Annotated in this window: 10 protein-coding genes; 3 read left to right on the top strand and 7 right to left on the bottom strand. The window is 52.5% G+C overall.

Features of this window, described 5'->3' with window-relative positions:
* Nucleotides 1-128: 128 nt before the first annotated feature.
* From FP815_00815 to FP815_00795, 5 genes are all read right to left on the bottom strand, one after another.
* Entirely contained in the window at nucleotides 129-917 is a 789-nt protein-coding gene (locus tag FP815_00815) for a uracil-DNA glycosylase (GenBank protein ID MBA3013482.1), read from the bottom strand.
* Entirely contained in the window at nucleotides 914-3,961 is a 3,048-nt protein-coding gene (locus FP815_00810) for a PDZ domain-containing protein (GenBank protein ID MBA3013481.1), read from the bottom strand. Before FP815_00810 ends, FP815_00815 begins: the two co-directional genes overlap by 4 nt.
* On the bottom strand, nucleotides 3,894-5,264 hold the full coding sequence (locus FP815_00805) for a methylenetetrahydrofolate--tRNA-(uracil(54)-C(5))-methyltransferase (FADH(2)-oxidizing) TrmFO (GenBank protein MBA3013480.1): 1,371 nt from the start codon (nucleotides 5,262-5,264) through the stop codon (nucleotides 3,894-3,896). Before FP815_00805 ends, FP815_00810 begins: the two co-directional genes overlap by 68 nt.
* Before the next feature lie 3 nt (nucleotides 5,265-5,267).
* Entirely contained in the window at nucleotides 5,268-5,915 is a 648-nt protein-coding gene (locus tag FP815_00800) for an adenylate kinase (GenBank protein ID MBA3013479.1), read from the bottom strand.
* 305 nt (nucleotides 5,916-6,220) lie between these two features.
* Entirely contained in the window at nucleotides 6,221-7,453 is a 1,233-nt protein-coding gene (locus FP815_00795) for a response regulator (protein ID MBA3013478.1), read from the bottom strand.
* A 318-nt stretch (nucleotides 7,454-7,771) separates the two neighbouring features.
* Here FP815_00795 and FP815_00790 point away from each other — a divergent pair, with 318 nt between their 5' ends.
* Both FP815_00790 and FP815_00785 read left to right on the top strand, forming a co-directional pair.
* Nucleotides 7,772-9,490, top strand: coding sequence for a pyridine nucleotide-disulfide oxidoreductase (locus FP815_00790; GenBank protein MBA3013477.1), 1,719 nt, complete (start codon nucleotides 7,772-7,774; stop codon nucleotides 9,488-9,490).
* A 16-nt stretch (nucleotides 9,491-9,506) separates the two neighbouring features.
* A complete protein-coding gene (locus FP815_00785) occupies nucleotides 9,507-10,331 on the top strand; it encodes a phospholipase (protein MBA3013476.1) in 825 nt (274 codons plus the stop codon).
* 233 nt (nucleotides 10,332-10,564) lie between these two features.
* On the opposite strand, the gene FP815_00780 is transcribed toward FP815_00785, so the two are convergent.
* Both FP815_00780 and FP815_00775 read right to left on the bottom strand, forming a co-directional pair.
* Nucleotides 10,565-11,047 carry a zinc ribbon domain-containing protein gene (locus FP815_00780; protein MBA3013475.1) on the bottom strand — a complete coding sequence of 161 codons (483 nt, stop codon included), beginning with the start codon at nucleotides 11,045-11,047 and terminating at the stop codon, nucleotides 10,565-10,567.
* A 207-nt stretch (nucleotides 11,048-11,254) separates the two neighbouring features.
* Nucleotides 11,255-13,906, bottom strand: a complete 2,652-nt coding sequence (locus FP815_00775) for a hypothetical protein (GenBank protein MBA3013474.1) — start codon at nucleotides 13,904-13,906, stop codon at nucleotides 11,255-11,257.
* Between the two features lie 376 nt (nucleotides 13,907-14,282).
* Here FP815_00775 and FP815_00770 point away from each other — a divergent pair.
* Nucleotides 14,283-15,096 (top strand): hypothetical protein (locus tag FP815_00770; protein MBA3013473.1); only part of this gene is annotated, 814 nt, incomplete at its 3' end.

The following is a 15,096-nucleotide window of genomic DNA, read 5'->3' as shown; positions in this document are numbered from 1 at the left end:
TTATTGATCGACGAAGCGGGTCAATATAAATCGCGCATCTGGGGCACCCAGTAAACGTTTACAGTCCGGTGAAATCCGCACGTTCAACGCTTCTAGTGAACGATTACGAAAAATACATGGCCTTATCTTCAGGCAAGTTTTGCCTGGATGAGTTGCAGGTCAATCCAGGTCGCTTTCTTCATGTCTGGATTTTTGATCAGAAATGAAGGGTGGAAGGTCGGCATTAGTTCGATCCCGTAGCACTGGTGAAAACGACCGCGCAGTCGGATGAGGGGGGTGTTGTTCTTCAGCAGGGCCTGAGTGGCGATTGGCCCCATGGTGCAGATGATGAGTGGTCCTACTGCGCTGATCTGGCGGGTGAGGAAGGGCAGGCAGGTAGCGATCTGCTCCGGTTGAGGAGCCGAGTTGTCTGCTGTTCGGCACTTGACGGTGGTGGAGAGATAGACATCGTTGCGATTGAGGTCGATAGCTTTCAGCATCTTGGTCAGCAATTCTCCGGCTTCGCCGCCGAAAGGGTTGCCGGCCGCTTCGTCCTCATGGGTAGGGAAATCGCCGACAATAAAGAGCCTGGCTTTTTTTGGGCCTGCACCAAAGAGGAGTCGGTCTCTGTTGTGATGGAGCGTGCAGCGGGTGCAGTCGCCAAGCTCGGTTTCGATTTCGTTGAGGGTCTGTGACGGTTGGGGTGGTGTTATGGTTACGGGTTTTGGCTGGACATTTTTCGGAGGAGTTGTCTCGCGATCCAGCTGGAGATTTTTATTTCTCGGCTTGGTCTGAACTGGGGGTGGCGCGGACTTGAGGAAACGGTCAAGATCAGGTGTCTGCGGATACTCCAGGATGCCGAAATCCCGATGGAGTTGGACAAGGCTTCGCAGGTCATGCAGCAGGCGAATGGGGTCATCGGCAATGCTGGCGCTCATAAGATCACTTCAAGCGTCAGTTCATAGTCAGAGAAGAGTGGACGTTGCCGTTTGATGGTCGCAGTGATCGGGTCTCCCACTTTCTTATCGACTAATATGATTCTGACATCATCAGGGGTTGCAACAGGCTGGCCTTCAAGGGTGATGAGGATGTCGCCTTTCTGGATCCCGGCCTTGAGTGCCGGGCTCTGGGGCCTGACCTCTTCGATAACGACTGATCCGAGTTCTTTATCCAGTGTCAGCACAATACCCATCAGAGCCTGAGGCGGAAGGGCGGCAGGTGGCATGAAGACCAGGAAGTCCGCTTCGTATGGGGCAATGACTGTGCCATCCGAGGACATAACCACTGCCTGGTCTACCTCTGGATGACGCCGGGCAACCCGAGGAGGGATGGCGGTATCTTTAAGCACATGGCCGTTACCAGCTAGCACTACCATCTGCCGATCCGGGTGACTGGCAACATAGTCGGCGATGGTTTGGGCCATGATTTCATCCCAGATGGCCTGGGACTGAAAAAATCCGGAGAATTGTTTTTCGGTACGACCGGGGTGAAAATCATAGACCTCGTGGATTCGCTTCCGATAGCCCGGGATGTCCAGGTCGCGATCTACTGGCAGGGTCGAAAGTTCTTCAGGGCTTAGTCCGGCCATGCCGCCCTGCTGGTAGACTTTGCTTACTTTCTCCTTGTCGATGTTCAAGGCGATCACCGGGATGTTGTTGGCACGGGCGAAGTTGATGATTTCCCGGTAGAGCCGGTAGTCAAAGCTCCAGACCTTGAAATAGTTCGACTGCTTGAGAAACTCATTTTCGGTGATGGTGCCGGCAATGAAGTTGTCGAGGGACTGTTGCGCCGAGTGGGGGAACATCTCCATGCCGATGGCGACGTTTCTGCCCAGGGCGTGCAATTCTCGGATCACTCGGAGTTGGAGTTTGTGATCTTCGTAGCGGGTATGGCTCTCTCCTACGTAAATTACGCGCTTGTTGAGCAGTTTGGTCATGACTGTGGCGAAGTCAAAGGTCGACGGGGTGGCGATGGCAGTGGGCTCTTCCTCAAGCTCGTACTGAATCCCCAGGGGCCCAACAGCTTTTTGTTTGTCCAGGGTTTGTCCGTCTTTGAAATGAAGGAATCTGTAACTGCCGTAGTGTCTTAGCTTGCGAAGTCCTGCCGCCGCCTCAGTTGGAGTGTTGGCCGAAACCAAGGCCATGGGATAGAGGGGGTTGATCGGGTTGGTGCGGATATCGATTGTCAGCCCCTCGGCCGGATGGGTTGTTGCTGCGAAGAGTCCTCGTGGCGCCGGGCCGGATGTGCCAAGAAAGATAACGGCATTGTCTTTGAGTTCGGTGTCGGTGACCTCGTTTGCCGCGATGATCTCAGCGCCGATCTGTTCCAGTTCCTCAATCAGAGGTTGAAACAGATCGTATTCGCTAGAGGAGTTGACGACGGCGATTTTTTTGTCAGAGCCTTGGAACCAGTCCCAGGATGGCGGCAGTTCTTTGAGAGAGAGGGTGCGCATGAGGTCGTAGTCCGGATCAATGGTCAAGGTTGTCGGGTGTTGGGTCAGCGGCAGGACTACCTCATGGTCGGTTGTGCTGGTGGATACCACCTTGTGTAGAGTCCCAGAGCTTGTGCTGATGAGGATCGGCACATCGAGATCGTAGGGTTTTTCCGTTGCTTGACGCAGGGTAAAGGACAGAGTGAGAATACCTTCTTTTTCCTGTAGCGCGATCTTGTCGGCGCTGATGGTTGGGAGATCGTTTCGTTCAAGCCATTGACTGAAAAAAATATTGAGTTCTGTGTTGTTGAGGGCAAAGGCCTGGCGCAGGTCGTCCCAGCTGGCTGTCTTGCCATTCATGGTCTGATAAAAATGACGGAGTCCGGTATAGAATTGCTCCTGACCGATTTTCTGCTCCAGCATCCGGAAGATCATGGCTATCTTGCCATACCCTATAGCCCGTTCAGCCAGTTGGGGCAGTTCGTGACCTGGTCCGGCGCCTTGAAAATTTTTGACAGCCAGCGCCGAGTCTGGTCGGACATAATGCTGATACTTCAGCAGTTCTCCCTTGCGGAAGGTGGTGGCGTTGCCACGGTCAGCGGCGTAGGCCTGGTCGGCGAGGTAGGTGGTAAGGCCCTCGCACCAGTTGCCTTGGCTGTAATCCACCTTAACGGCGTTGCCGAACCAGGAGTGCAACACTTCATGGCCAAGGGATGTTTCGGTGATGAAGGGTAGTCGGACCACGCTCTGGCCGAGCAGGGTGAAGCCCGCCATTGCGTATCCGGTGGGCAGACGGTTTTCAACGATGCTGTAACGTTGGTAGGGGTAAGGGCCGATCAGCTTCTCGTAGCGTTCAAGGTAAGCCAGAGCTTTCTGGCGATAGGAGGAAGCAAGTTCTGCATCTTCAGCAAAGAAATAGGAGTAGAGGGTCTTGCCGTTGCCAAAGGATTCCTTGGCAACGACATAGGGACCTGCCACCAAAGTTAATCTTGAAAGAGGTTGATTTAAGGTGAAACGTTGCGTCGTGCCGCCAGCCGTGATTTCAGTTTCGATCTGGTCGGCTTCGGACACGCCTTCAAAACCTTTGGGAAGGCTGGCCTGAAGGTGATAGCGGCAGTCGGTATCAGGCTGCGGATACCACAGGTCAGTAAGGGCGATACCCTCAAGGCTGATCAGGTTGTCGGGGGAACTGGCAAATGATTTTTGGTAATGGATGACCAGGCGATGAGGGTCTGGGGTTGGAGTCAGGGCAAGGATTGGGTTTTTTGGAAGAGGAAGAGTGATGCCGTCAAGTTCGATGGAAAGAATTTCCATGCCCTGAAGGTTTAGCTGGAGTTCCTGGCCGTCGGGGAGTAATAGCTGGGCTGTGCCGTGAATTTTCTGCTTCCCCAGGTCAAATCCTACGGCAAGATGGTAGTGAATCATTTCCGTGGCGGCCTCTGCCGCCATGGAAATGAGCATCAGCGCCGCCCCCAGCAGAAGGCTAAGTAAGCGGGCGGCCAATAGGTGTGTTTTGCCATTGGGCAAGAGATTCAAGCGCTTTTTGTGCACGGAGTTGTCCTCGTTGTCGTTTGGGAAGCCTTACGTTAAGAGGTGGGAACAGACTGAAGTTGACGTTTGAGGGTTGGAAATGTTTGGGGTCTGACTGGGTCAGGTGGCCAAGGAGCGCGCCATGGGCAGTTTCGGGGCCAGGGGTTGAGAGCGGCAGCCCGAGGGCCAGACAGGCGGCGTTGCGTCCGGCGAGTAAGCCCATGGCGGTGGACTCAACGTAGCCTTCCACCCCGGTAAGTTGGCCGGCCAGAAGAAGTCCTGGCCGGTCTTTGACCTGAAGATGCGGGGTCAGGACCTTGGGCCCGCAGACAAAAGTATTGCGGTGGATACTGCCCAGGCGGGTGAATTCGGCGTTAGCCAGGCCCGGGATCAGAGAAAAGACCCGCTTTTGTTCAGGGTAGGTCAGTTTGGTCTGGAATCCGACCATGTTGTAGTGGGTGCCGGCTGCATTTTCCTGGCGAAGTTGGACTACGGCATAGGGGTCGCGACCGGTGCGCGGATCAGGCAGCCCTACCGGCTTCATTGGTCCGAAGCGTAAGGTGTCACGTCCTCGCTCCAGCATAACTTCGATCGGTAGGCAGCCTTCAAAGTATTTTGCCTCTTCAAAGGCTTTGAGCGGCATGGTTGTCGCTTGGCCGAGGGCGTCGATAAATATTTGATATTGGTCACGGTCCATGGGGCAGTTTAAATAATCCCCGGGGCCGTCATCGTAGCGGGAGGCCTGGTAGATGATCTTCCGGTCCAGTGACTCGACTGCGATGATCGGTGCGATGGCGTCGTAAAAGGCCAGATACTCCTGGCCGGTGATCAGGCCGAGGGAGTTGGCCAGGGACTCGGTGGTCAGTGGGCCTGTGGCAAGGATCAGCGGCTTGGTGGGGTCAGTGCCGCAATCGGTCGCCAGCTCAGTCACCTCATGATGAGTGACTGAGATTAGCGGGTGCTGGTTGATGGTCTCGGTAATGAAGGTGGCAAAGTGTTCGCGATCAACGGCCAAGGCCTTGCCTGCTGGTATTCGGTGCCGTTCCGCAGCCTGGATGATCAGAGAGCCTAAGGCCCGCATTTCATCTTTCAGTAATCCCACCGCCGAGTCCGGGGCTGCGGAGCAGAGTGAACTGCTGCAGACTAGTTCGGCGAGATGGGGTGAGTGATGGGCTGGGCTGTAGCGTCCGGGTTTCATCTCGTGGAGAATGACCCGGCAACCAAAGGCGGCAGCCTGCCAGGCTGCCTCGCAGCCGGCGAGACCGCCGCCGATAATGGTCACGACAGGAGGATCCTGTCGTGATGTATCAAAAACTTCAGTCATCCATTATATCCCTAATGATTCTTTGACCGCTTTGACAACGTCGTCGCTTGAGGTGCAGGGGACATTCTTGAATTTTCCTTCTTTCTCATAAAAGCCGATGAGCGGGGCAGTCTTGGCGTTATAGGTTTCCAGGCGGTGGGTGATGGCCGTTTCTGTCTCGTCATCGCGTTGAACAACCGGGCTACCGCACTTGTCGCAGATGCCCTCCTTCTTTGTGGGATTGCTTTTGACGTTGTAGATAGCTTGGCAGTCCGCGTTGGCGCAGGTACGTCTGGTGCAGAGCCGGTCGAGGATGACATCGCGGGGAACATCGATATTGATCACCATGTCGAGGTCGATGTTAAGCTTGGCGAATAATACTTTCAGCGCTTCTGCCTGGGGGATGGTGCGCGGGAAGCCGTCCAGCAGGAATCCTTTCTTGCAATCGTCGGCTTGGAGGCGGATCTCCATCATGTCCATGATCAAGGAGTCCGGGACCAGGTCGCCAGCCTTCATGAAGGCCTCGGCTTTTTTGCCAAGTTCGGAGCCTGCTCTGACTTCAGCGCGCAGGATGTCGCCGGTAGAGATCTGGATTGAACCATCCAGGGCGGTAAGAAGTTTTGCTACTGTGCCTTTGCCGGCGCCCGGGGCGCCTAATAACATTACTTTCATCGTGATTCTCCTTGAAAAATGTGCTGGCCGAAATTGTCGTGCTGGCCATCGTGAGTGTGTGATAGACGGAATCTATCAAAAAAAGCAGGGTTTGATTTTTAAGTCACTATTCAGCTCGATTTTGACCTGGCGTTTTAGCAGTAACAGCAAGCAGGCTGGTGACGCAGATGAACAGGGATAGTGACGAATCAAAAACTATACACAATTTTACTCGGGATAGGTAGGGAAAATGTTAGCTTTGAGGCGGTGGGTAATTTGTCTGCAAGCGGAAGGAAGGTTGAAAGTTCAAGGTAGTTTTGTTGCTATTATTTAAGACGGGCGGTGACCCATTCGTAAAGCTTTTGAGCGCCTGCGTGCTTGTAGCTGCAGTCAATGGCCTTATCGAGCACTTTTGCTGCAGTCTTGTACCCGGTGTTTTTTTGAGCCGCGTCGGTGTATGTGTTTGCCTGTTCGATGGTGGCGACTCCCAGGTTAAAATAGAAGACTGCCATGTCTTCAGGCGGAATGCCGTGGTCTTTGCTGGTTCGCCAGATATGGACAATCCGCTCCAGAAAAAAGATGGCTCGCTCATAGTCCTTGATCTCTTTGAAGTGTAGAGCGAATTTGTTGAGCAGCCGAGGGTTGTTCATTTTTTTGTCGATGTATTTCTTATACACAGTTTCTGCTTCTGCTGCCATGGATGGGTCTTCAAGATAGATTTTGAAGATTCGTTCGTAGGTGGCGAGGTCGTCGGGGTTTACCCGGCGCGCGGCGATCTTGAGGCACTTTCTGACGCCATCCTGGTCGCCGATCTTGACAGAGGCCAGAGCCAGGTTCAGGTTGCGCTCAAGTTTATGGGGGGAGAGTTCGCTGATGCGGCTGAGGATTTTACGTTCAGCCGTGTAGTTTTTTTCCCGGTGGAAGATGAGTCCCATGAGGTCGTAGGCTTTGGGGTAGGCCTCTTTCAGCAGGATACACTTTTCAAGGCAGGCCTTTGCCTCGGCGTGTCTCCCTTCTCGGTCATGAATAATGGCAGAGAAGTAGTAGGGGTCGGCTTCCAGGGGTTGAAGGCGGATGGCGGTCTTAAATGCGGCCATGGTTGTTGCTGAGTCTTCCCCCATGGCGAGAAGTGAGCGGCCTTCTTGTAAGGCAATGGTATAGGGTGAGGGGTTGAATTTTTTGTCGAGAACGCGAGAGATCTCTTCTTCCAGTTTGATGGGAGTGAAGGGCTTCAGGATATATGAGTCGACTTCGATTTCGATGGAAGAGAATAACTGACTTTGGTTTTCCTCTGCGGTAATTATGACAAAGGGTAGGTCCCAGAATTTTTCAGAAGACCGTACCTTCTCTAACAGCTCGATTCCGTCCATCTCTGGCATGTTCAGATCTGAGATGATCAGATGTATCGGTTCGCCGGTGGTGAGTTTTTGCCAGGCCACTTTGCCGTTTGGTGCGAGAGTGAATTTTTGGAAACCGAGTCCTTCGAGCATGGCAGTGATCATTTTCTGCATCATGGCATTGTCTTCGACTACAAGGATGCCTAGTGATTTCCGGTCCATACTCAACTCCTGTCTTCGATCTAATACATGGATATGTATCTGTTGCCGGTAGTTCTGTGTTGGTCCTGGTGGGGTGTTTTTCAATGACCTGGTACTATGGCCAAGAAGCGGAGAGTTCTACCTAACAGTATATGAATCTTACGTTACGACAAAGTGCCATGTCTGGCATTAGATGGAAAGAAAAAACTGTTCTCCATCCCTTGAAAATTTGACATAGGGTGGATTTCAAGCTACTTTCTCTCCTGAAGTTTGATAGTCTCGTAAAGAGTCTCTATGTTTGCATAACGATTATATTATATCCGATAAAGGACTATTTCTATGACAGAACAGATTCTTATTGTTGGCGGGGTGGCGGCCGGTCCCAAAACCGCTTGTCGGCTCAAGCGCTTGAGCCCTGAGGCACAGATTACCTTGGTTGATAAGGACAGTCTGATCTCTTACGGAGGCTGCGGAATTCCCTATTATGTTTCCGGAGATGTCTCGGATGAAAAGGAGTTGCGTTCCACGAGCTTTCATGCCGTGCGCGACCCCTTATTCTTCGACAACGCCAAAGGGGTAATCGTTCGGACCAGGACTCGGGCCAATGCTATTGACCGGAAGAACAGGCTGGTTTCGGTCACCAATCTCGACAGCGGTCAGATAGAGGATCTCTCTTACGATAAGCTGGTCCTTTGCACCGGCTCAACGCCAAGCCGCCCCCCACTTCCTGGCGCCGATCTGCCTGGAGTTTTTGTGATCAGCGATATGCATCAGGCCATTGCCATCAAGGATCAAATTGCCAAAGGCAAGGTCGGGCGGACGGTGGTGATTGGCGGCGGTCCGATTGGTATCGAAATGGCAGAGGCTTTTGGTGATCTCTGGGGGCTTGATACCACGATTATTGAGTTGATGCCCAATCTTCTGCCCCGGATTGTTGATCCCATATTTTCCAGAATGTTGCGGCACCATCTTGAGGGCCACGGTATTTCTGTTTTTACGGATGAGAGGGTTCAGGCGATTCAACAGGACGATGGCGGCTACCGGGTGGTCACCGACAAACAGGAAATCTCTGCCGATCTGATTGTCATGGCCGTCGGGGTCAGGCCGCGCAGTGAATTGGCTCGTGAGGCCGGGTTGCTGGTGGGGCCAATGGGCGGTATTGTGGTCAATAACCGTCTGCAGACCTCTGATCCCAATATCTATGCTGCCGGGGATTGTATCGAAACTAATCATCTTATCTCCGGGAAACGGGCCCAAGCGCCATTCGGTTCGCTGGCCAACCGTCAGGGGAGAGTGGTGGCAGATAATTTGGCAGGGATTGCCAGTGTTTTTCCTGGGGTTATCAACTCTTTCATTATGAAGGCCTTTGATGTGGCAATCGGAGCCACGGGCATGAGTCTTGAGACCGCGCTGGCCGATGGTTTTGATGCTGACCGAGTGATTACTGCCCAATCCGATCGCGCTCATTTTTTCCCGACTCAGGCTATCATCCCGCTGGCAATGGTCTTTGACCGCCGGACCCGGCAGGTCCTGGGGGTTCAAGGGTTTGGGCCTATGGGTGACGCGGTCCTTGCTCGTCTTGATGCCGCTGCCGCATTGCTCGCCAAGGGAGCGACAGTCGAGGATTTTATCAATCTCGAGATGGCGTATGCCCCTCCTTTTGCGACAGCGCTGGATGCTTTGAACGCTACGGCTAATGTTGCCGAAAATGCTATTGCCGGACGTCTGCGGACGGTGGTCATAGAGGACTTCTTGGCTTGGATGGAGCAGCCTGGATTGCACCCTGATTGGAGAGCCTTGGATATCAGACATCCTAACGAGGCAGGAGCTTTCTGTGCGGCTTTTGCTGACCGCTGGCTGGCGATTCCCTATGTTGAGGTCAGGACGCGGTTGTCCGAGATTCCTGAAACCGATACTCTGATTATCATCTGCGATGCTGGCACACGTTCTTATGAGATTCAGTGTCTCCTCGATAGTGTCGGCAGGCGCAATAGCTTGGTTCTTGGCGGGGGCTTTAATATTATTCGCCGGATCCGGGTTGACTGGTGGCCAAAATAGCATCGGGCAATAACGGATGACGATCTTGATAAGGCGGGGTGATCATCGTCCGGGACTCAAAGGATTGGTGGCGCTTGCGGCATTCGTGGTTTTGTCGGGTGTTGCTCTTGGTGTGGCCAATGCTTTTGTCGATGAGGAAAAGATCAACATCAACATTGCGGGAGTCAGTGAGATCGAAAAGCTCCCTTTTGTCGGTAAGGCCAAGGCCCGGGCTATAGTTCGTTACCGGGATCATAACGGTTCTTTCGAAACCCTTGATGAACTGCGCTCGGTGCCGGATCTGGGAGAAAGCACTTTCCTGGCGATTAAGCCGTATCTGGTTCTTTTCAATTCGACCATGGCAGGGGGGAGTCGAGAGCCAGGTCAGAAGATTCTGACTCAGCCTGGTCAGGTGCGGCTCTTGACGGATCGGGACTATTTCCCGGTCCTTGAACGCATGATCGCTCAAGCCGAACGGAGCATTGATCTGGTCATGTTTGTGTTTAAAATCACCGATTCATCTAATAATCGCGCAGCCGCTTTGATTGAGGATTTGATCAAGGCCCGTAAGCGTGGAGTAATGGTCACTGTGCTGCTTGAAAATTCGGGCTACGACTCAGATATCAATAGTGCGAATAAACGGGTGGCTGCCCGTTTGAAAAAACAGGGGGTCACTGTCCGCTTTGATTCGGAAAAAGTGACTACCCACGCCAAAGCCGTGGTGATTGATCGTCGGTATACTCTGATTGGGAGCCATAACTTTACTAGCTCTGCCCTATCTAAGAACCATGAGGCTTCGCTGCTGGTTGATAATCAGGCTCTCGCCAGTCAGCTCGTGGATTATATGCGTGGTATCCGTTAACGAACTTGTTTTCAGGTGGTTACCCTGAAGGACGATTGAAGGCAGAGTGGATGAGAGTAATCGTTCACCAGAAGCGTTGAACGTGCGGATTTCACCGGGCTGTAACCGTTTTCCGGGTGTCCCAGATGCGCGAAAACGGTCTGCGAAGTGTGCTAGTTGCACATGAGCAGGCCGTTGACAAAGCAGATGGGGGTCCGGTGAACGGTTACGGATGAGACACGATGTGGGAGCGGCTAAAGCTCGTAGAGCGTTTCATCGCGGATCGGGGCGCTTCGGCCTCCTCCTCGTTTTCTCTTTCTGGATTCTAGGGTAAAGGGGTCTTCGTTTTCGAGGATATCACCCATCTCCTTTTCAATGGCTTCCGGATCTTCTCCCGCCTCCATCCGGCTCAAGACCTCCTCCATCCCAGCGCCTAGGTTCATTCCAGCTTTTTCACTGAATCGGCGCATGATTCTGGCCATTTGTTGTGGGTCATCTTCGTTGATATTCTCTGCCTCCTGGGCCAACTCTCCCATTACGCGCTCCATCCGGCTTTCGTCGATGTCAGGCATGCCGTCGTCATCTTTTGCCCGGCCGAGAGTACTGAACAGCGATATCTGTCTGCTCAGGGTCTTGTTGCATTTGGGGCAGGCAGGAGTGGCGCTGGTATTGACCCGGCTGGAGAAGAAGTTGAAAACGGTATTGCAGGTATCACAATAGAATTCATAGATAGGCATTGTTTATAGCTCCAAGTAAAAATTTGGCATGAGATGAGTAACTGCTCAGGTTGTCGGTTTACGGTTGACAGTTGACGGTGATTGGGTTCTGCCAATGGCTGAGGACACACTGACATTGAGTATCATACGATGATTTATGACAAACCATAATTCTTTTAACCGTAAACCGATAACTGATTACCGTTAACCTGAGCAGTTACCCCAAGGTTATGATTTCCGTCGAACGATTCGAACTTTTTTCGTGCCAGCAGCAGCTGTCCCGGTCCCGGGAACTGTTCGGCGCACCATGATTTTTTTTTGGCTGGTGCCGGTTGGAGATGACCTGTTTTCAGTTGATTGCTCTGGTAAGGGTTGGCCATAAGAACAGCCTGCTCTTGGGCAGCGGAGTTGAGTGCCCCCCTGGACTATTTTTTCGACAAGGTACGGAGAATTGCATAACCCGCACGGGAGATAGTGAGGGGTGGACCAGGACATGAATTGGCAGTCATTATGGGCACAGGAAAAGAAGTCTTTTCCTGTGGGGGTCTGCTTTCTGGTGAGGGCATGGCCACAAAGAGGGCAAGGGAATTCTTGAGTGTTTTCGGAGTAGCGGCAGGTTGGGAATCCTGAGCATCCCCAATATGTTCCGAATTGATCTTGCTTGATGACCAGGGATTTACCGCAGGCAGGGCAGTTTTTTTCCTTAGAATCAAGAGGTGGCTGTGGGGTGTGTTCTGGTCGCTGATTCGTAGCATCTGCTACCGCGCTCTTGTTTGATACGGAGTCTGTAAAGAGTTTTAGTAGATCTTCGGGAGGTGTGTTGGTTTCGAGCGCTGATTCTGGCTCTGGCTTGTCATGACTAAGGAGTTTGTCCGAGAGAGGGGTGCCTGCGTCAGTGTCTTCAATTTCTATGGTGATGCTTTGTTCATCTTGGGGGGGGGGCGTTGGTGGTCTTGTTTCTAAGGTTTGGGAAGCAGGATGAGAGGATTTGATGATTGCCTCATCGGTAGTGGGTTGTTTGGCCTCTGCCGGAGGGAGGGGGGCGTTGGTGGCTATGGGTGAGGTGTCAGTTTCGATGGCGACTGGGGTGGGTGTCGCCTGTTTGATGATGGTGCTTGATGCCCTGGATCTGGTGGTCGATACTCTTGCTGGGGTCTTGGTCTTGATCAGCGCCTTTCCATGGAGCATCAAGGTCTGATCGAACTGCCTGAGGGCGAAGGTCAGGTCTTTGCGGCTAGTTAATGCTTCATTAATGGTTTGCTCAATGTAGGCGGAGAGGTTAACTCCCTGCATTTGGGGGAAGGCCCGGGACAGGATGGCAACGACTTGATTTGCCTGGTTAGTCGCTTTCAGCAACCCTTGTTCTGATATCCCAAGATATCCCAGCGCAGCCAAGTCCCCAATCAGGCGGATTGTGGCAGGGTCAGCAGCTATTGAAAAATCAGCTAGTTCTGCGAGCAGGGATTCGATGGTATATGGTTCAACCCCTTGATTTTCGAGGGAACTTGGCTGGCAGTTGAGCGTGGCTCGGAATTGCTGTCCCTTCGCAATTTCTGAGAGTGAAAATGGTGACTGCCACTTGTTCAACTGCGCAGGGAGTGCCTTGAGAAATCCAGGATCGATCAATTCGTTGTAATGAGACTGGAAGCCATAGTTGCTGTTAACGAGAAAGTCGATGGAAAACGATTCGCCAAGCGCTGGTTTCATCTGGCTGGCTAGGGCTTGGGATCGGATTAAGTCATAGAGAGATAGTTCGTCTTGGCTGAGAGGCTGGTTAAGACTCAGGCCATCAAGGTGGGGGAATAGAGGGACGATTGACCCGGAGTCGAGGGTGGCTTGCTCTCTTAAGTTTGATTCTCCATACAGGGTGGAGACTTGTTGGCGCAGTGATGTGAGAGTAGCTGCAGAAGGGGGAGGTGTCCCAGGGGAAGGTGATGTGATCAGCCCCATGGTTTGGCCCTGGTGAACGATTCCATGGTAGAGTCTGGTGATGATTTGGGTGACTTGAATCGGGTTAAGGCCTAGGTGCAACAAGGCATCCTGTGTTAGCTCTGGTAAATGGTACGCGGCTGGGGGAGGGATCGAAAGCGGTGAACGGGTTACGATATCGACATCGAAGGGACTTTTTTCCAATTTGCTCGCAAGGGAGAGAACCTTGTCTTGGTCGGAAAACAGTCCATGGATGGGGACATCTTTTCCGATGGAGAGGGTTGCCGGAAAGCTTTGTTTTGTGCCGTCGACAGTGCCTGTAAGTTGCCATTTCATGGTTTGGGGAGCTGCGCTCTGTCCTTGCTGGTTCTCAACCAGTAAGAACAGGATGGTCAAGCTGTGATGTCGTAACAATAAATTCCCTGGTCCTCGATCCGTCCCGAGCAGGCGCTGGAGGTGGCGCCCCAGGTATTCGTCAAAGAGGTGTCTGCTGTATGTTGATTGGCCGAGATGAGAGTCGGGGGGGGCAATAACCTGCATGGCTGAGTCAAGCTCATGCGAGGAGAATCCGGTCGGTTTGAGGCGATGTATGGTGTGGGTGGCGGCGCCGAGTTGTGCCGCAAAGCCTCCTATCTGCCAACTGATCAATTCACCTTTGGCGTCGGTATCGAAGGCCAGGATGATCTCCTGGTATTGCTCGGCATTGAGGGTCGTGGTGAGTTCTTCGGCAGCTGGGAGCGGATCGAAGTGAAATATATCTTTGGTCGTGTTTCCAGAGACAGTTTGGTAGGAGGTGGTGAACAGCGGCCATTGACAGAGGATGCTATCGGTGTCGAGGCCATAATAGGCTTTCAGGAACTCAATCTTGGTTGCTGCCTCAGCAATGACGAGTCGTTTGGTCATGGAAAACCTCTGTGTTGTCGTGCCAGGTTGGCTGAAGAGGCAAGACATAGGGTGAGAAAGGGGTGAAGGTGACTTCAGAGTAGGTCATTTTTTTTACTTGCTTGTGAGTGATTCCGATAGGCGTTTCAGCGGTACGTGTAATCCTCTGATGGTATACTCACTTGAGTGAAGACGCTTTGGACATAGTATAATTAAGGAATTTTAATTGGAAGAAAAATATGTTTTTTAATAACTGATGGGGGGTGAATGGTTGAATTGCTTGCTGATGCATGTAAAACCATGCTTACCTTGATGTGCCTCCTTGTGGTTTGATGAGTGTAGCTGCCGGGGTAAACGTTCAGCCGCGCTGTGAACGGTTACTGCCGGGTGTCGCAAGCTAACATAATAGAGGGATAAGTCTATCCCATGGAGATGTGATCCAACGATGTCTATTCTTGTCACTGTTGAGGGGATTGATCAAGCGATTACCAGTCTTTCCCTTACTCCAGATACTCAGAAAACGAAGTTGATTGCAGCTATCCGGAGTCGTCTGGCCGACCAGGAAGTCCTTGGTGAGATAACGGAAATTGCCGTTGATGAGTTGATTGAAGATATTTGGGGAGAGGGTGATGCGGCAGCTATAAAGAGCAGGCGGAAAAGTTTCAGTAGCTTGAAGTCCGCACTTAATAAGAGTTTGAAAGAGCTTGACGCCCAAGGGCTGAATCCCGAGGGGGTCATCATTGGCAGGAATAATGTCTTTGAGGTCTCGGAGGAGCATAAAAATGCTCTTTTGGATAAACTTGGGGTAGGGTCTCAGGCTGATGGAGGTCGCATGGCCGAGATGTTTGCCTCTTTCAAGAAGGTCTATCCAGATTCTGCTCGCGAGCAGGGGATGAAGGAGTTGACGAATCTGTTCCAGGGGTTAGAAGAGGCGAAGGCCTTGATTGCTGGTTTGCGGCGGGAAGTGCAGGAGAAAGATCGTCAGATTGTGGGGTTGCAAAAAACGATTAATTCTCAGGTTCACCAAGGAGGGGTGGATGATGGAGGTCTATCTGGGGGGCTTGGTATTGAGCCTGTCACGGAAGGCGGACAACTAGAGAGTCGTGATGGGATCGATGTTTTTGATGTAAAGGGGGGGGAAGTAGAGGATGTCGAGATAGTTGAGGTCGAAGAGTCTGAGCTTGGCGAACCAGGTGGTGAAGTCGGGTTGGGTGGAGAGCAAGGCGGGGCGTTGGCAGAGGGGCTCGGTGAAGGTGAGT

This window comes from Desulfobulbaceae bacterium, from assembly GCA_013792005.1.
Lineage (GTDB): Bacteria > Desulfobacterota > Desulfobulbia > Desulfobulbales > VMSU01 > VMSU01.
Note: the sequence above shows the minus strand (reverse complement) of the source record. Positions and strands in the feature narration are given on the sequence as shown.